Source organism: Novispirillum itersonii, assembly GCF_014205675.1.
Taxonomy (GTDB): Bacteria; Pseudomonadota; Alphaproteobacteria; order Rhodospirillales; family Rhodospirillaceae; genus Novispirillum; species Novispirillum itersonii_A.
On sequence record NZ_JACIIX010000019.1, the window covers coordinates 34,120 to 52,480 of the forward strand.

14 protein-coding genes and 1 pseudogene are annotated in these 18,361 nt (G+C 64.3%); 8 read left to right on the forward strand and 7 right to left on the reverse strand.

Features of this window, described 5'->3' with window-relative positions; all coding sequences use genetic code 11:
* The first annotated feature begins 6 nt into the window (after positions 1 to 6).
* A complete protein-coding gene (locus FHS48_RS18375; protein WP_184265876.1) occupies positions 7 to 549 on the forward strand; it encodes a cyclic nucleotide-binding domain-containing protein in 543 nt (180 codons plus the stop codon).
* Entirely contained in the window at positions 549 to 4,505 is a 3,957-nt protein-coding gene (locus FHS48_RS18380) for an ATP-binding cassette domain-containing protein (protein WP_311769163.1), read from the forward strand. Before FHS48_RS18375 ends, FHS48_RS18380 begins: the two co-directional genes overlap by 1 nt.
* On the opposite strand, the gene FHS48_RS18385 is transcribed toward FHS48_RS18380, so the two are convergent.
* Complete coding sequence (locus FHS48_RS18385; RefSeq protein WP_184265882.1) at positions 4,453 to 5,418, reverse strand: LysR family transcriptional regulator; 966 nt, start codon at positions 5,416 to 5,418, stop codon at positions 4,453 to 4,455. The two genes, FHS48_RS18380 and FHS48_RS18385, sit on opposite strands and share 53 nt — an antisense overlap.
* A gap of 419 nt (positions 5,419 to 5,837) precedes the next feature.
* Here FHS48_RS18385 and FHS48_RS18390 point away from each other — a divergent pair, with 419 nt between their 5' ends.
* From FHS48_RS18390 to FHS48_RS18415, 6 genes are all read left to right on the forward strand, one after another.
* Complete coding sequence (locus tag FHS48_RS18390; protein WP_184265885.1) at positions 5,838 to 6,716, forward strand: hypothetical protein; 879 nt, start codon at positions 5,838 to 5,840, stop codon at positions 6,714 to 6,716.
* A 230-nt stretch (positions 6,717 to 6,946) separates the two neighbouring features.
* A complete protein-coding gene (locus FHS48_RS18395) occupies positions 6,947 to 7,537 on the forward strand; it encodes a response regulator (protein WP_184265887.1) in 591 nt (196 codons plus the stop codon).
* 34 nt (positions 7,538 to 7,571) lie between these two features.
* Positions 7,572 to 9,317, forward strand: coding sequence for a PAS domain-containing sensor histidine kinase (locus tag FHS48_RS18400; protein WP_184265890.1), 1,746 nt, complete (start codon positions 7,572 to 7,574; stop codon positions 9,315 to 9,317).
* On the forward strand, positions 9,314 to 10,447 hold the full coding sequence (locus FHS48_RS18405; protein WP_184265893.1) for an HDOD domain-containing protein: 1,134 nt from the start codon (positions 9,314 to 9,316) through the stop codon (positions 10,445 to 10,447). Before FHS48_RS18400 ends, FHS48_RS18405 begins: the two co-directional genes overlap by 4 nt.
* A 130-nt stretch (positions 10,448 to 10,577) precedes the next feature.
* Positions 10,578 to 11,774, forward strand: coding sequence for an acyl-CoA dehydrogenase (locus FHS48_RS18410; protein WP_184265897.1), 1,197 nt, complete (start codon positions 10,578 to 10,580; stop codon positions 11,772 to 11,774).
* A gap of 113 nt (positions 11,775 to 11,887) precedes the next feature.
* Positions 11,888 to 13,114 carry a CaiB/BaiF CoA transferase family protein gene (locus FHS48_RS18415; protein WP_184265899.1) on the forward strand — a complete coding sequence of 409 codons (1,227 nt, stop codon included), beginning with the start codon at positions 11,888 to 11,890 and terminating at the stop codon, positions 13,112 to 13,114.
* Between the two features lie 214 nt (positions 13,115 to 13,328).
* Here FHS48_RS18415 and FHS48_RS18420 read toward each other — a convergent pair whose 3' ends face one another.
* The 6 genes and pseudogenes from FHS48_RS18420 to FHS48_RS18445 form a co-directional block, all read right to left on the reverse strand.
* Positions 13,329 to 13,886: a cysteine hydrolase family protein gene (locus FHS48_RS18420; protein WP_184265902.1), complete on the reverse strand. Its 558-nt coding sequence runs from the start codon at positions 13,884 to 13,886 to the stop codon at positions 13,329 to 13,331.
* Between the two features lie 64 nt (positions 13,887 to 13,950).
* Positions 13,951 to 14,112 carry a DUF2256 domain-containing protein gene (locus FHS48_RS18425; protein ID WP_184265904.1) on the reverse strand — a complete coding sequence of 54 codons (162 nt, stop codon included), beginning with the start codon at positions 14,110 to 14,112 and terminating at the stop codon, positions 13,951 to 13,953.
* A gap of 119 nt (positions 14,113 to 14,231) precedes the next feature.
* Entirely contained in the window at positions 14,232 to 15,218 is a 987-nt protein-coding gene (locus FHS48_RS18430; RefSeq protein ID WP_184265907.1) for a peptide ABC transporter ATP-binding protein, read from the reverse strand.
* The gene (dppD, locus tag FHS48_RS18435) at positions 15,215 to 16,195 is read right to left on the reverse strand and encodes a dipeptide ABC transporter ATP-binding protein (protein WP_184265910.1); all 981 of its coding nucleotides are present in this window, start codon (positions 16,193 to 16,195) and stop codon (positions 15,215 to 15,217) included. Before dppD ends, FHS48_RS18430 begins: the two co-directional genes overlap by 4 nt.
* 4 nt (positions 16,196 to 16,199) lie before the next feature.
* Positions 16,200 to 17,170, reverse strand: a pseudogene (locus FHS48_RS18440) (ABC transporter permease subunit).
* Between the two features lie 29 nt (positions 17,171 to 17,199).
* Positions 17,200 to 18,210, reverse strand: coding sequence for an ABC transporter permease subunit (locus FHS48_RS18445; protein WP_184265914.1), 1,011 nt, complete (start codon positions 18,208 to 18,210; stop codon positions 17,200 to 17,202).
* Positions 18,211 to 18,361: the final 151 nt, after the last annotated feature.

Below are 18,361 nucleotides of genomic sequence, written 5' to 3' on the forward strand. Positions count from 1 at the left end.
TCACCCATGCGCAAGGTTCTTTATATTCTCGGCCAGCTGACCGATCAGGACGCCGAATGGCTGGCCCGCAACGGGCGGCGGCGGGAAGTTCCGGCCGGGGAAACCCTGATCCGGCAGGGTCAGCCGGTCTCGGCCATGTTCATCCTGCTGGACGGCCATATGGAGGTGCAGGTCAACGGCATCGGCCGGGTGGCCCGTCTCGGCAGCGGTGAAATCGTCGGTGAAATGTCGTTTGTCGACAAGGCCCCGCCTGCCGCCTCGGTGCTGTCGCTGGAACACTGCGTGGTGCTGGAACTGGACAAGGCGGCGATTGAACGGCGGATTGCCGAGGATATGGGATTCGGCATGCGCTTCTACCGCGCCATTGCCTGCTTTCTGTCCGACCGCCTGCGCGCCACCGTCACCCGCCTTGGCTACGGCACGGCGCAGGATGATGATGCCGATCAGGGCCTTGCCGCCGATGAACTGGATGAGTCGGTTCTCGATACCGTTTCCCTCGCCGGGGACCGCTTCAACCGGATGCTGAAAATGCTGGGGGTCGGCTCCTGATCCGTACCCCGGTCCACCTCCAGAATGAACTGACCGAATGCGCCCTGACGGCGCTGGCGATCCTGCTCGACCACTACGGCACCCCGGTGCCGCTGGAAACCCTGCGGCACCAGAGCGGACTGTGTCAGGACGGCACCACGGCGGTGGACCTGCTGCGGCTGGCCCGTCAGCACGGGCTGGAGGCCAAGGCCTACAGCCGGGATATTGACGGACTGGCGGCGCTGGGATTTCCCCTGATCGTCCAGACCGACTTCAACCACATGGTGGTGGTTGAGACGGTCAGTCCGGCCGGGATCCGGGTCAACGATCCGGCCAGCGGACCGGCGGTGCTGCCCCTGTCGGAGTTCTCCGAGCGCTTCACCGGCATTGTTATCGTCCTGCGCCCGGCGGCAGGGGCCGCCCCGCCGCGCCGCCGGAGCATCCCCCATTCCGGCATCCTCCGCCGGGCCGGGCAACGGATCCGGCGGAACTGGGGACCGCTGTGGCAGGCCCTGCCCCCGACGGTCCGGCATCGCCTGACCGCTGCCATCGGCGCAGCGGTTCTGCTGACCCTGCTGCCGGCCGGGCTGATCGCGACAGCCGGAACCGCTGCCGTCCCCACTTTCTGGGTCCTTGGCCTGTGTCTGGTCTGCCTGTGCGCCCGGACCCTGCTGCTGGCCCGGGCCGCCCCGGCAACCACCGCCGCCCTGCGGGACGCCGCCATCGCCACGCTGTGTCGGCAGCCGGGCCGGTATTTCAGCATGCGCGGGCCGGACCGGCTGTTCGCGCAGATGAATGCCCTGATCTTTCCAGCGGAGTGTCTGGGCGGGAGAACCGGGGGGCGCGGGCTTGACCTGCTCCTGATTCCCGCCTGTCTGTCCGCTGTCTGCCGGGGTGGTTCCCTGACCACAGCCGGTCTGGCCACCGCCCTGATTCTGCTGGCTGCCGCCCCGGTTGTGGTGGCCAGCCAGCACCGCACCGCCCGGTGGCGGAAGACCGACCCCCAGCCGCCCCGCCTGTCGGGGCTCGACGGTCTGGCCCTGACCCGGGATACCGGCTGGGCTTTTTCCGGGCAAAGAGCCGCTCTGTGGGCCTCCCTGACCGGATCTGCCGCCCAAAGCCTGACCGACAGCCACCGGGCCGGTCTGTCTCTGCTCCGGATCACCGCCGGGTGCCTGCTGGCAATGGCGCTGACCGCTGTTCTTGGGGTTTCCAGCCTGCTGTCCCCCGTCGAGACCGGACTGATCCTGCTGACCCAGACCCTTCTGTGGCGTCTGGCGGAGGTCCTGCCCGATCTGGTGGCCTTGCAGCGGACCGCCTCGACACTGGTCGACCTGCTGACCGGACCGCCGCCAGCCGCCCTCTCCAGCCCGCTCCGCTCTGTCCCGGGGACAGAGGCCCCGCCCCTTGCCATCGATGACCTGTCCTTCGGTTATCGCCCCCAGCACCCGCCGCTTCTGGCCGGTCTGTCCCTGACCCTGACCGCCGGGGAACAGGTCAGTCTGACCGGCCCCTCCGGTGCCGGAAAAAGCACACTGCTCCGCCTGATCGCCGGTCTGGACCAGCCATGGTCCGGCAGCCGGATTGCACCGGACCGGCTGGCCCTGCTGTCGGAGGAGGAAACCTTTCCTGCCGGATCCCTGCGCGACTGCCTGACCCTGTCCGGTGCAATCCCCGGCGATGATGAAGCCCTGAGACAGGTGCTGCGCCGGGCGGAGGCGTGGGATTTTGTGTTACCGCGTGGCGGCCTGTCGATGCCGGTCCCGGACGGAGCCACCTGCTTCAGCGGTGGCCAGCGGCGGCGGCTGACACTGGCCCGCGCCCTGCTGACCGCCCCCACCCTGCTGCTGATTGATGAGGCCTTCGACAGTCTGGATCCGGATCTCGAAGCCCGGATCCGCCACACCTTACGGCAGGACGGCATCACCCTGCTGACCGTGACCCAGCGCCCCGCCTCCCTCCGGTTGGGCGACCGGGCTGTGGTTCTGACCGCAGACGGCCTTACGGAATGGTCTGACACAGCAGGGCAGGACACTCTGGCCACTGTAGCGCCCCCGGATCCGGATGCTCCCCCAGTTTTCCCCCGACCGGAACACCGCCCCCTGCCCGCAGAAGACCTGACGGTGGTCCGGCAGACCGTTCAGGCCCTTGGCGGCACCCTCCCAGCCAGTGATTCGGGGGGGGATCCGGAAGGGGATCCGGGGCCGGTCAGCGGCGATCCGCTGCGGGCCACCCTGCACCAGAATAGTGTCCTTACCCGTCGGGTCCGCCTGCGCCCGCAGGACCGTCTGGACCATGCCGCAGAACCCCTGCTGATTCAGTGCGGGGGACGCTGGCGTTTTCTGTCAGCCCCGGAACGGGTTTCCCCGCCGCCTGCCCCGGAAGCCCTGAGCGTCTGCCGCCTGCATCACACAGCGCCGTCAACAACCGCCCCGCTCCGGTCGGCAGGGGTGCGGGGGCTGCTGCTGTGCCTGCCTGCCCTGCTGGCAGGCCTGTTGATCCAGACCGGAGCAGACGCCGGAGCCGGGCCGCTTCTGCTGCTGTCCGCCGCTGCCGCCGCGATGGTTCCTCTGGCGGTCTGGCTGCGCGGTGTGGCCGCCCGCAGCCAGATCCGCACCCATGCCACCCTGTGGAGCTGGCTGCTGTTTCTGCCCCTGACCGTCCTGCGACGCGGGCAGGCCGACCGCCTTGATGAAGTCCTGCCGCACTACCACGACCATACCCGCATCGGCGTCCCGGCGATCCTGACGCTTCCGCCGCTGCTGGTGCTTGCACTCACTGGCGTGTATGGCACTCCGGCTGCGCCGGGTCTCGCCGCTTTGGCTGGCCTGACGCTGGGGGCTGCGCTATGGGCATGGCGGCATACTCTGATCCGGTCTGAACAAAGGACCCGCATCCGGCGGAGTCTGGCCGCCACCGTGCGGACCCTGACCGGCCTGCGCCTGCTGGGCGTGGACCGGGCGGCCCTGAACCACTGGCATCAGCAGCAACAGCGGCTGGACCGGGCCAGACATCTGCCGGACCTGCTGGTGTCCCTGATGGATCTAAGTCCGGTCGGGGTCGGTTTGGCTGTGGCCTGTGGCCTGTGGCTTCCCCCGGACCTGCCCGCAACCGCCCTGCTGCCGGTGTTTCTACTGCTGTCTGCCCTGTCCGTTCACGGGGGCGGACTGGGGGCCGCCCTGCACCGACCGGCCCCCCTGTTTCCGGGAACAGACGGGGCTCCTCCGACGGCGCTGCCGCCGCCGCCTTTCAGCGACAGCCCGGTCACCCTGACCGCCGACAGTGTGGTCTATACCCTGCCCGGCGCGTCATCCCCCCTGATCGGGCCGTCCGCCTTTACGCTGACTCTGCGCCCCGGCACGGTAACAGCCCTGTGCGGTCCCTCCGGTTGCGGAAAAACCACCCTGACCCGGCTTCTGACCGGAATTCTCACCCCGGAGTCGGGATCCATCCGCCTGAACGGGATCCCGGTGACAGAAGCGTCACGGGCCGCCCTACAGGCCCGGATCGGCTGGCTGGAACAGGATGACAGCCTGCCGGTCGGCACCGTGCGCGCCCATGTCTCCGGCAACAGAGCCGCCACAGAGGCGGAATGCTGGCAGGCTTTGGAGGCGGTCGGCATGGCGGAGGCCGTGGCGGCCCTGCCGATGGGATTGCAGGCGGTCATCAGCAGCCAGACCCTGCCCGCCGGACAGGTCCGTCTGCTGCATCTGGCCCGGGTGATGCTGACCCGTCCGGCGGTGCTGATTCTCGACGAGGCCCTCAGCGGGCTGGAAACCGGCCGCCTGCCGGGCCTGCTGGCCATGATCCGTCAGTCCGGCTGCGCCTGTCTGCTGATCACCCACCGCCCCGACATTCTGCCCCTGAACGATGCGGCGTGGGAAATCCACGATGGGCAGGTCAGGCCGGTCAACGGCGGCGGCCTTACTCCGTCAACACCGAATTCGGCAGCGCCGTATCCCGCCAGCGGCCATTGACCGTCACCGTTTCCAGCTTGCGCAAGGTCATATCGCGCACCGTGCGGGCGGCAATCGTCAGCGGCCGTTCCGCCGAATGGGCAAGGTGAATGGTGCGGGTGATCGACGGATAGCGGATCGGCGCGGTTTCCAGCCGGGCCCCGTGCATGCCGCTGCGGGCAATGCGTTCCGACAGCACGGTGTATCCGGCTCCGGCAGAGACCAGCGCCTTGATGTGATCCAGCGCATCCATCTCGATCACCACATCCAGCGGCACCCCCATGCTGCGGGCTGTCGCTTCAACTTCCTCGCGCACCCCATGCGGGCGGCCCGGCAGGATCAGCGGCAGACCCTGCAATCCGGAAAACCGCACATGGTCCCCGCCGGTCTGTTCCCGCAGGCGGGCCAGCTGACGGTCATACTGCGGGGCGACCAGATGCAGGTCTTCCGTCGCCACCACCTGCACGGTCAGGCCGGGAATATCCTCGGCCCCGAACACCAGCGCCAGATCCACCTGCCCGGCCCGCAGCCATTCCAGCGTATGGCCGGACAGCCCTTCAATCACCCGCAGGCGGATATCCGGATATTCCTGCCGCACCGCCAGCGCCAGCGGCACTGACAGCACCGGACCAAGGGAGGTCGGGATGCCGATGGTCACCGGGCCGGACGGCATGGTTTCCACACCCCGGATCTCTTCCCGCAGCGCATCGACCTGACGCAGCAGCAGGCGTGCCCGCTCCAGCAGCCGTTCCCCGGTTTCGGTCGGCACAACGCCGCGCGGCGTGCGCAGCACCAGTTCGCTGCCCAGCTCTTCTTCCAGTTTACGCAGATGCTGGCTGAGTGCGGGCTGAGCAACCCGCAGTGCCTCGGCGGCCCGTGTCAGCGACCCATGGTCCGCGATACCGACAAAGTACCGCAACTGCCGCAAGTCCATTTTATTGTCCACCCGTGAGCATTCTTGGCCGCCCCTTCGCCATAGATCCCCTCCCACCGGACGGGCCTCTCTTTTGGCGTGGATTTTAAGCCGGTTATCCTTTCACCCTAAACCCCGGCGCAAGCGCTGGCAAAGCCCTTTGCGCTCCGGCGGGCATGAATTATCATAATCGGCTGGAGTAAACCCGGAACACCGGCCCTTTCCGTCGCGGCACCCCACACCCTGCCCCCACTGACGGTTGAGGCCTGTCCGTTCCGGTTTGTCCATCGTCCCGGCATCCCCCCACCCGGAGCATTACGGAAACCATGGCAACCCCTCCCCGGCAGAAGGCCGGCAGTCAGCCAAAAGGGCTTTTCACCTCTCTGAAGAGCATGTTCGGTCTGGACAGCCCGCCGCCCCCGCAACCCCCGAAACCCGTTGTGCGCATCCACAAGGCCGACGGTGAAGAAGAGCATTGGGTCCCGCTGTCCCTCGACGAAGTTCTGGAACGGAAACCCGATGCCGAAATCCACCTGATCACCCTGCGGCAATTCCGTGTCGCGGTCGGTGACATGTGGCCGCGCATCTCCAACAAGGCCATTCTGCTGGCCGATGCCACTTTGCGGCAGGTGGCGGGATCCGGCTGTATCATGAAGCAGTCGCAGGAAGAGAACTTCCTGCTGTCCTTCCCCAAACTGCAACCGGTTGAAGGCCGCCGCCGGGCCACCGCTGCCGCCATCGCCCTCGGACAGAAGCTGGTCGGGGCCAAATTCAAGATCACCGGCACCGATGACACGGATCCGGCGATCTGCATGGCCTCCGTCCGCGCCGGGGATCTGGCCGGGGCCGATGGCCGCCTGAACTTTGATCTGGTCGAAGCCGCCGCCGCCCTGTCGCGCCCGGTGGGAGATCCGATTCCGCAGTCCGGTGAAACCGGCGGCACCGTCTCGGCCGGATCCGGCCTGACTGATGCCGTCCGCCTGCACGGGCAGGAAGAGACCGGGCCGGAGTGGGAGAAAATCCAGCGACAGCGTCAGGCCGCCGGAGGCGACGACACCCCGGAGAACACAGACCCGGCCAGAAAGCCGGAAGAGATGCCGGAATGGGAGCGTCTGCGCTGGGAACGGATGAAGGCCGGACAGACCAAAGCCGACGGATCCTCTCCCGCAACCGGCAAGGCCGAGGATATGCCGGAGTGGGAAAAAATCCAGCGGGCCCGCAAGCCGCAGGAAATGTCACTGGAACTGGTGCTGATGCAGAAAGAACGGCTGAACAAAGCCAAATCCGAGCCGGAATGGGTGCCGATCCAGAAGAAGTGAGCACCCTCCCTTTATCATAAGACCAACCAAAGGATATCCCCGCCATGCGCGGGGATATCCTTTTGAAAGGCCCGGCATAGTCTCTCCGGCCCATAGATTTTTCACCCCCGCAGGGTACTCTTGAATACAGGGTGGAGAACAGGTTGACCCAACCTGTCGTTGAAACCCGGACGGAGTAAAGCTGCCCGCAGCATCACCCCCGCCCGGGGTTGTGTGAGGGAGCAGACGCCATGACCCACAGAGTGCTGTTCGTCGATGACGAAAAGAATGTCCTCTCAGCCCTGCGCCGGACATTCCACTCCGACTTTCTGGTTGAAACCGCCGGAAATGCCCCGGAAGCCCTGAAGAAATTCATGGCGGGGGAAGTCTTCGCCGTCACCATCACCGACATGGACATGCCCGGCGTCACCGGCCGCCAGCTGGTGCAGCAGATCCGCCGGATTGCCCCGTGGACGGCCCGGATCATCCTGACCGGCAAGCCCAGCATCGACACCGCCACCGAGATGCTCGCCAATGACGAGATCTACCGCTACCTGCTGAAGCCGAGTTCTCCGGAGAAACTGCGGGAGGCGATTCAGGAAGGCATCCAGTGGCACATCGCCAAGGTCGAGGAACTGGGCGGCATCAATCCGGGGATCATCCTCAGCTCCGTCCGCGACCTTATGCCGGGTGACGAGATCACCGCCGATGTGGTCAGCACCCAGGGCAACGTTCTGGTCCGGCGCGGCAGTATCGCCGACGCCGCCACCATTGACGCCCTGCGGCGTCTGGAAGAAGCCGGACGCCTGATCACCCGGGTTCCGGTCCGCCGGTTCAGCTGAAGCGGTCCTTATCCTGCTGTCGGGAGGCCCCATTATGGAAGCAGCCGCCATCCTCATCTTCATCGTGGGTGTCAGTGCCGTCGCAGCGGTTCTGGGGCGGATCGCTCTGCGGGCCACCCGTCAGAAGCAGCAGCAGGACCGGCTTATCGACCGCCTGGAAGACTGCCTGACGCTGGCTACCGACTGGGTGTGGGAATGCGATACCGAAGGGCGGTTCACCTACTTCTCCCAGCAGATTGAAACCATCATGGGGCTGCCTGCCAACAGCCTGATTGGCAAGACCCGGCGGGAAATCGCCGGAACCCCGTCGAGCATGGCCACTGTGGAAAAGGTTGATGCGGCGATGAAAGCACGGGCGGCGTTCTCCGATATCACCTATTCCGCCCTGCTACCGGACGGCACCCTGCGCCATATGCGGATCAGCGGCAAACCGATCTATCAGCACGGCCAGTTCATCGGCTACCGCGGCATCGGATCCGACGTCACCCAGCAGGTGAATGAACGTGAGGCCGCCCAGTCAGCGGAAGTGCGCCTGCGGATCGCCATTGAAGGTATCCCGGAAGGCTTTGCCCTGTGTTCCATCGCCGGGATTGTCACCATGCGCAACCGCCGTCTCGGCAAGATGGTCGAGCGGGCGGGCGGGCATATCGACAGTGAACCGACCCTGCGCAGCATCCTGACCAGCTGCGCCGAAGATCCGCAGGCGATCCATGACTATCTGGATGCCTGGTATACCCGTGTTGCCAAGCCGATGGAGTTCCGCTGCCGGACCGGCCTGATTTACGTCGCCCGCACCCAGATTTCCCCGGACAACAGCATCCTGCTGACCCTTGGGGATGTCAGCGAACAGCGGCGGGCGCAGGACGCGGAAAAACGGCTGGAAGAAGAACGGCGGCAGGCGCAGAAGCTGGAGGCCATCGGCACTCTGGCCGGTGGCATTGCCCACGAAATCAATACACCGATCCAGTACATCGGCGACAATGTCCGCTTTGTTGCTTCCCTGCTGCCGGATCTGCTCCGGCTGGCGGAGGAGATCCGGGCGGCGCAGGACAGTCCGTCTCCGGAAAGCGCCTGGGGTACCATCTCCGGCATCGTTAACGGCATGGATCTGGACTTTGTCCGCGAGGAAGCCCCGCTGGCACTGGAACAGACGCTGGAGGGCATTTCCTCCGTCAGCCGGATCGTTCTGGCGATGAAGGAATTCTCCCACCCGTCCCTGAAGGACCCGGTGCCGTTCGACCTGAACCGGAACATCGAGAACACCGTCACCATCTCCCGCAATGAATGGAAGATCGTCGCTACCGTTGACCTTGACCTCGACCCGGCAATGCCGCCGGTGACCGGGCTGCCCGGCGACCTCAATCAGGTGTTCCTCAACATGGTGGTCAATGCCGCCCATGCGATTGAGGACGCCCACAAGCCGGATATCGGCGTCATCCGCATCCGCACCCGCCGGACCGATGATCTGGTCACAGTATCGATTGCAGACACCGGCTGCGGGATCCCGGAAGAGAACCTGTCGAAGATCTTCGAGCCGTTCTTCACCACCAAGGATGTCGGCCGGGGATCCGGTCAGGGGCTGGCCATCGCCCACGACATCGTCACCCGCAAGCATGGCGGACGGATCGCCGTCGACAGCATCCCCGGTGAAGGCACCACATTCACCATCACCATCCCGCTGGACTGCAGCACCCTGCCCCAGTATCAGGCACAGAACGACACCGCCCCCGGCCCTGTGGCCGAAAAAGGAATCGGCTCTGTGGTACAGGTGTCATCATGAGCAAATATTCCATCCTGTTCGTCGACGACGACACCCGCCTGCTGTCCGCTCTGCGGCGCCTGATGATGACCAAGGCGATGGACTGGACCTGCCAGTTCTCCTCCTCCCCGGAAGAAGCTCTGGCACTGGTCACCACCCAGCATTTTGATGTGGTGGTCAGTGACATGCAGATGCCGGGCATGGACGGTGCCGCCCTGCTGAAAGAAGTCCGCATCATCAGCCCGGACTCGATCCGGATCGTGCTGTCGGGCTATTCGCGCACCGAGACCATCGCCCGGGTGGCAGGGCCGGCGCACCAGTATCTGGCCAAACCCTGCCCGTCGGACACCCTGTTCGAGGTGATCCACCGCTCCCTGATGCTGCGGGAATATTTCAACAGTCCGGTCCTGCGGCGGATCGCCGGATCACTCAATACCCTGCCGTCGCCATCCGGGCAGTATGCCACCCTGCTTGGCCTGCTCGACTCTCCGGTATCCAACGCCACCGACATCGCCCATGCCATGGCCGGGGACGTGGCGATGGTGGCGGAAATCCTGAAGCTGACCAACAGCCAGTACTTCTCCCTCGCCACCAGAGTCACCAACGTCGATCAGGCGGTGCGGATTCTGGGGGTGGAAATCCTGCGTCTGCTGGTGCTGAATGTCGGCATCTTCTCGATGTTCAAGGCTGGCGGCGCGGCCACCCGCGTCATGAACATGGTCGAAGCCCGGGGCCTCCAGCTGGCCGCCGCCGCCGCCGAGCGTGCCAGCGTCACCGGCGGGACCCAGCGGGACATCCAGTTTGCCCGGATTGCCGGGATGCTGTCGGAAATCGGCATGCTGATCCTGCTCGACCGGGATCCCGAGCACTACACCGTCGCCCTGTCCAAGGCGGTGGCCAGCGGCCAGACCGTGGCCGAGACCGAACAGCGGCTGTTGCAGGTCACCCATGGTGACCTCGGGGCCTACCTGCTGGGCACCTGGGGCTTTAATGATGATGTGGTGTGGGCCGTCGCCGCCACCTCTCCCTCGGCCCCGGCCGAGGCCCGCAACAGCGTGGTCGCCCGCGCCCTTCTGGCGGCCCGCACCCAGTTTCCGCTGGAACAGAGCCTGAAGGCGGTCTTCAGCGAGCCCACCGCCGCCCATGCCTGAGAGGCGGCAGATCCACTGATATAACGAAAAATAATACAGTAGAGATCGAAACTGTTTTTCCCTTATGCCGCTGTCCCGGCTATGGTCATTGCAGATACCAACTCAGCGTCCAAAGCCAGGGAGAGACACTGTGCAGGCTTTCAAGTGGGAAGACCCGTTTCTGATCGAAGACCAGCTGACCGAGGAAGAGCGTCTGATCCGTGACGCGGCTCACGCCTACTGTCAGGAAAAGCTGCAGACCCGCGTTCTGATGGCGTTCCGCGAAGAGCGTTTCGACCGTGAAATCATGAACGAGATGGGCGAACTTGGCCTGCTCGGCCCGACCGTGCCGGAACAGTACGGCGGCCCGGGCGTCAACCATGTCGCTTATGGCCTGATCGGCCGCGAAGTGGAACGTGTTGACTCCGGCTACCGCTCTGCCATGTCGGTGCAGTCCTCGCTGGTGATGCACCCGATCTTCGCTTACGGCTCGGAAGAGCAGAAGATGAAGTATCTGCCGAAGCTGGCCTCCGGCGAGTGGGTCGGCTGCTTCGGCCTGACCGAACCGAACCACGGCTCCGATCCGGGCAGCATGATCACCCGCGCCAAGAAGGTCGACGGCGGCTACCTGCTGACCGGCCAGAAGATGTGGATCACCAACAGCCCGATCTCCGACATCGCCATTGTCTGGGCCAAGTCTGACGCCCACGACAACAAGATCAAGGGCTTCATTGTCGACCGCGCGATCGCCGACAAGGAAACCCCGGGCGCCTTCACCACCCCGAAGATCGAAGGCAAGCTGTCGCTGCGCGCTTCCATCACCGGTGAAATCGTCCTCGACGGCGCCTTTGTGCCCGACGAAAACCTGATGCCCAACGCCTCCGGTCTGTCCGGTCCGTTCGGCTGCCTGAACAAGGCCCGTTACGGCATTGCCTGGGGTGCCCTCGGCGCCGCCGAGTACTGCTGGCACGCCGCCCGCCAGTATACCCTTGACCGCAAGCAGTTCGGGCGCCCGCTGGCTGCCAACCAGCTGATCCAGAAGAAGCTGGCCGACATGCAGACTGAAATTACCCTGGCCCTTCAGGCCTGCATCCGCGTCGGCCGGATGATGGACGAAGGCACCTGGGCGCCCGAAGCGGTTTCGATGATCAAGCGCAACAACGTCGGCAAGTCGCTGGATATCGCCCGGATGGCCCGTGACATGCACGGCGGCAACGGCATCTCCGACGAGTTCCACGTGATCCGTCACATGGTCAACCTCGAAACCGTGAACACCTACGAAGGCACCCACGATGTGCACGCGCTGATCCTCGGCCGCGCCCAGACCGGGATCCAGGCCTTCTCCTGATCCGCTCGGACAAATAAGGTCGTCTGATCGGTTCCCCTCTTCCGCCGGTGGTGTTGCTCCACCGGCGGGGGAGACCCTATCCCCCAATTTCCCGCCTGCATAAGGAAGTGCCCATGTCCGGCGCAGCCAAATCCGGTCCGCTGTCCCATCTTCGCGTGCTTGATCTGTCGCGTGTGCTGGCGGGTCCGTGGGCGGGGCAGCTCCTTGCTGATCTCGGCGCCGAGGTGATCAAGGTCGAACGTCCGGGTGCCGGTGACGATACCCGTGGCTGGGGCCCCCCGTTCCTGAAGGACGAAGCCGGCAATCCGACCAGCGAGGCGGCCTATTACCTGTCGGCCAACCGTGGCAAGAAGTCGGTGACCATTGATATGGGCAGCCCGGACGGGCAAGCCCTGATCCGTGACCTTGCCGCCCGCTGCGATGTGGTGCTGGAGAACTTCAAGGTCGGTGGACTGAAGAAGTACGGGCTGGACTATGACAGCCTGAAAGCCATCAAGCCGAACCTGATTTACTGCTCGGTCACCGGCTTCGGGCAGGATGGGCCTTATGCCCACCGCGCCGGATACGATTTTATGATTCAGGGGCTGGGCGGGCTGATGAGCCTGACCGGTGAACCTGAAGGCATGCCGATGAAGGTCGGCGTCGCCTTTGCCGATATCTTTACCGGCATGTACTCCACCGTCGCCGTTCTGGCTGCCCTCGCCCACCGTGACCGCACCGGCGAAGGCCAGTACATCGACATGGCGCTGCTGGATGTGCAGGTGGCGGTGCTCGCCAATCAGGCGATGAACTATCTTGCCTCCGGCAAGGCCCCGGGCCGCCTTGGCAATGCCCACCCCAACATTGTGCCCTATCAGGCTTTTGCCACGCAGGATGGCCATATCATTCTGGCGGTCGGCAATGATGGGCAGTTCGCCCGGTTCTGCGCCGTCGCCGGGCGGCCGGAGCTGGCGGAAGACGACCGCTTCCGTACCAACCGGGCCCGGGTGCAGAACCGCGCCGATCTGGTGCCGGAAGTGGCTGGCATGGTGGCGCGGAAAACCACGGCGGAGTGGATCGCCGCCCTTGAGAATGAAGCCGTGCCCTGCGGCCCGATCAACACCCTTGATCAGGTGTTTGCCGACCCGCAGGTGATTCATCGCGGCCTGAAACAGACCCTGCCGCATCCGGTAGCCGGGTCGGTCGATCTGGTAGCCTGCCCGATCAAGTTTTCCGGGACTCCGGCCGGGGCCACCACCCCGCCGCCGTCTCTCGGGCAGCATACCACCGAGGTGCTGGGCACCCTTCTCGGACTGGAAACAGGCCGGATGGACGCCCTGCGCGAGGCCGGCGTGATCTGAGTGTCATCACGCTGACCGGTATGGCCTCTGCCATACCATTTCAAGGACTGTGGCCTGTGCCACACGACTTTGCGAGAGCGGTTCCCCCTGACCGCGCGGCCAGGGGATGACCGGTTTCCTGACATTCGCGGATCCCAATGTGTTCTGTACGACCTTACTGGGCCGGTCCTTTATGGACCGGCCTCTTTTTTGGCCGGATCCACAAGACCCGGGATCAGAAAACGATCTTTTCCGCCTCTGTCACCGTGACCACCGCCGGACCGGCATTAAAGCCGTTCAGGGTCGCATTGTGATGGGGGATGATGTCACTGAACGGGAGCCCCCCGGAATCAGCGGTGGTATGCCCGTCGGCGATCAGCGTCACGTCATACCCAAGGGAAACGGCACGCCGCACAGTGGTATCGACACAGAACTGGGTCATACAGCCGCCGATAATCAGATGGGTTGCGCCGCTGCGGGCCAGCACGTCTGACAGGTCAGTCTCAAAAAACGAATCAGCCGCGCGTTTATGGACAACAGCCTCGCCCGGCTGCGGCACCAGCTCGGGCCGGATCTCCCACCCTGAGGTTCCGGTTTCCAGCCTGTGCCCCGGATCGCCATCATGCTGGACCAGCACCACCGGCACTCCGGCAGCCCGGGCCCGCCGCTGAAGACTCTGCAACCGCCCCACCACGGCATCCAACGCGGCATCCAGTGTCCGTTGACGCGACGCAGAGCCTTTTCCGGAAAGGATTGCCTTCTGAACGTCAATAATGACCAAAGCAGCCGACATGATCTGGTTCGCCCTTCTGACGGAATCGCCCCTCACCGGGGCCATCACAGGGAACCACAGCCGGTCAGGATGATCCAGCCTTTCGCACCACGGGATCTTTCTTGTTCCGACGGCACCGCTCTGAACAATAGCGGACCTCATCCCAGGCCTTTTCCCATTTTTTCCGCCAAGAAAACGGACGCTGGCAGACCGGACAGAGTTTGCTCGGAAGATCGGACTTCTTCATCGGTCATTCCACACGGTTGGATTTTCTGTTTACGGCGGCCCAACGGCTCCAGATCAAAAAAAACCCGGTGGAAAGTCCACCGGGCTTAAGTTTTCTCAGAGCGCCGAAACGCTTAACAATCAGTCGGAGATTTCTTCCAGACGGACGCAGGCGACCTTCCGGCCGTCAAAGTCACGCAGGGACGGAACTTCCGACTTACAGGCCGCTGTCGCAAACGGACAGCGGGTGTGGAACGAACAGCCCGACGGCGGGTTGAGCGGGCTGGGCAGTTCACCCTGCAACACAACCTTGGTCTTGCGTTCGGTTTCCGACAGGCGGGGCGTGGCCGACAGCAGGGCACGGGTATAGGGATGACGCGGGGCGGCGAAGATCTTTTCCTTCGGCCCCTGCTCCACCACCCGGCCCAGATACATCACCATCACGTCGTTGGAGATGTGCTCGACCACAGACAGGTCATGGGAAATAAACAGGAAGGCGACACCGGTCTCTTCCTGAAGGTCCATCATCAGGTTCAGCACCTGCGCCTGAACCGACACGTCCAGCGCCGACACCGGTTCGTCGGCGACAATCACCGTCGGTTCCAGCATCAGGGCGCGGGCAATGGCAATCCGCTGCCGCTGTCCGCCGGAGAACATATGCGGGTAACGTTCAGCGAATTCCGGACGCAGGCCGACCTTGGCCATCATCTCCCGCACCTTATCGGTGCGGTCGGTCTTAGACAGGTCAGTGTTGATCACCAGCGGCTCGGCCAGAATATCCAGCACCCGCTTGCGCGGATTCAGCGACCCATACGGGTTCTGGAACACGATCTGCACCCGGCGGCGGGCGATCTTCAGGGTTTCCTCATCGGCCCCGGCCACATCCTTGCCATCAAGGATCAGCGAGCCCGAGGAGGGGGTTTCAATCATCGTCACCTGACGGGCCAGCGTTGACTTGCCGCAGCCGGATTCCCCGACCACAGCCAGCGTCTGACCCGAAAACAGCGAGAACGACACATCACGCAGGGCCTGCACATAGCCCTTGCCCTGAAACAGTCCCTTGCTGACCTCATATGTCTTGGTCAGGCTGCGGGCTTCCATTAATGCCTGCGAAATCTGGGTGGTCATGGCGTCGGCCTCCCGGCCTCGTCAAGCGGATGGAAGCAACGGATCCTCGCCCCGGCCACATCGGTGACCTGCGGACGCACGGTCCGACAGGTGGCATCGGCGTAGCGGCAGCGCGGTGCCAGCAGACAGCCCTTCGGGCGGTCATAAACACCGGGCACCACGCCGGGGATGGTGGTCAGGCGGCGCTTGCCACGGGACCGTTCCGGCAAGGCTTCCAGCAGGGCCTGCGTATAGGGATGACGCGGTGTGTTGAAAATATCCGGAACTTTTCCGGTTTCCACCACCTGCCCGGCGTACATCACCTGCACCCGGTGTGCCGCTTCCGACACCACCGCCAGATCATGGGTGATCAGGATCAGGGCCATGCCACGGTCCTGCTGAAGACGCAGCAGAACATCCATAATCTGGGCCTGAATCGTCACGTCCAACGCCGTGGTCGGCTCGTCGGCGATCAGCAGCTTGGGATTACAGGCAATTGCCATCGCGATCATCACGCGCTGGCTCATCCCGCCGGACAGCTGGTGCGGGAAGGCCGACAACCGCTTCAGCGGGTCAGGGATGCCCACCTGCTGGAGCAGATCCGCCGCCCGGTCCCGCCGTTCCTGCCGGTTGCCGCCGACATGGACCTTCAGGGCCTCGGCAATCTGATACCCCACCGTAAAGCACGGGTTCAGGCTGGTCATCGGCTCCTGAAAGATCATGGCAATGTCGGAGCCGGTGATCTTCCGGCGCTGGCTCTGCGGCATCGCCAGCAGATCGTTGCCGTCAAAATTCAGGCGCGAGGCATTGACCCGCCCGGGGTAGGACACCAGCCCCATCAGCGCCAGAGACGACACCGATTTCCCGGAGCCGGATTCCCCGACGATGCCGACCACCTCACCCTTGTCGATAGTCAGCGACACCTGATCAACCGCACGGAACGGGTTCTTTTCAGACCCGAACTCGACGGTCAGGTTTTCCATTTCAAGCAAGGCCATGGGCTTATCGCTTCATCTTCGGGTCAAGGGCATCACGTAGCCCGTCGCCCATCAGGTTGAAGGCCAGCACGGTGACAAGAATGGCCAGACCCGGGAAGGTCACCACCCACCACGCGCGCTGCACGAATTGCAGGGCATCCGCCAGCATCGAGCCCCATTCCGGGGTCGGCGGCTGGGCACCAAGACCCAGAAAACCGAGGGCCGCCGCGTCGAGAATCGCGGTCGAGAAGCCCAGCGTTGCCTGCACGATCAGCGGTGCCCAGCAGTTCGGCAGAATGGTGTCGAACATCAGGCGCATCTTCGAGGCCCCGGCAACGCGGGAGGCCATCACATAATCCTTCCCGGCTTCGGTGATCACCGCCGCACGGGTCAGGCGGACGTAATGGGGCAGAATGACGATGGCAATCGCCAGAATGGCGTTGGTCAGGCTGGGGCCGAGGATCGCCACAATCGCAATCGCCAGCAGCAGGCTGGGAATTGCCAGCATGATATCCATGGCGCGCATGATCGCGACATCGACCCAACCGCGGAAGAACCCGGCCAGCAGGCCCAGAAAAATCCCGGCGGCCAGAGAAATGGTCACCACCAGCAGGCCGACGAACAGCGACAGCCGGGCCCCGTGCACAATACGGGAAAAGATGTCGCGGCCGATATCATCGGTGCCGAAAATGTAGGAGCCGGTCCCGCCAGCCCAGAACGGCGGCACCAGCAGCGCGGTCCGGATCTGCTCATCCGGGGCATAGGGGGCCACAACATCGGCCAGAACCGCCGCCAGAACGATGACGATGATGGCAAGCAGGCCCGCCACCGCGCCCTTGTTTTCACTGAAATAGTGCCAGAAGTCGACCAGCGGATGCGGCGGCGCGCCAGAGGTCTACGCGCTTCGGCCACCTCGGCAGCGTGGCTGGCGGCGGCCTGTGCGGCCGGACCGGCAGCCGCCTGCGGCGACACGGAGTTATCGTTATTATTGGTCATCAGGATTCTCTCTCACCCTCTGGCCAGATTTAGCGGGTATGCCGGATGCGCGGATTGATGATGCCGTACAGCACATCGACGAGCAGGTTGACGGTGATGATCACCGTTGCCACCAGCAGGATGCCGCCCTGCACCGACGGATAGTCGCGGCGCCCGATGCTCTGGATCAGCCAGCGGCCAATTCCCGGCCAGGAAAAGATGGTTTCGGTCAGGATCGCCCCGGCCAGCATCGTCCCCAGCTGGAGACCGATCACGGTGATCACCGGAATCAGCGCATTGCGCAGGGCATGAACCCCGATCACCCGCAGCGGCGACAGGCCCTTGGCCCGGGCGGTGCGGACATAATCTTCGCGCAGGACTTCCAGCATCGAGGAGCGGGTCATGCGGGCGATCACCGCCAGCGGAATGGTGCCCAGCACGACGGACGGCAGCACCAGATGGTGCAGCGCATCGGCAAAAGCGCCCTGTTCATCGCTCAGCAGGGAATCAATCAGCATGAATCCGGTGGTCGGCTCGATCCAGTATTCCGCTGACAGACGCCCGGACACCGGTGTGATGCCCAGCGTCACCGAGCAGAGAATGATCAGCAGCAGGCCCCACCAGAAAATCGGCATGGAATAGCCGGTCAGGCTGACCGCCATCACCGAATGGTCAACGGCGGTGCCGCGCTTGACCGCAGCCCAGATCCCGGCGGGAAGGCCGATGATCACCGCGAACGACATGGCGCACAGCGCCAGCTCGATCGTCGCCGGGAACAGGGTGAGAAACTCTTCAATCACCGGCTTCTTCGTCACGATGGACAGGCCGAGATCACCCTGAATGGCATGATAGAGATACAGGGCGTACTGTTCCCACAGGGGCTTGTCGAGCCCGAGCAGGGCTTTGAGTTCAGCATGCCGGGTCGGGTCAATGCCACGTTCCCCTGCCAGCAGCTCCACCGGGTCACCGGGGATCATGTGGATCAGGGCAAACGTCAGCAGGGTGACACCGATGAACGCCGGAATGACCAAACCGATCTTCCGAAGAATAAAACCGATCATCGTCTTCGCCTGGACAAATACCGACCCTTGCCGCCCGCGCTTCCTGATCAGGAGTGTTTGCAGCAACCAAGTCGGTAATCAATGTAAACAAGACCCGGTCCGTCACAAAAGGCGCAATCTTTTGAACTGTCCGGCCGGAAATAAAAAACAC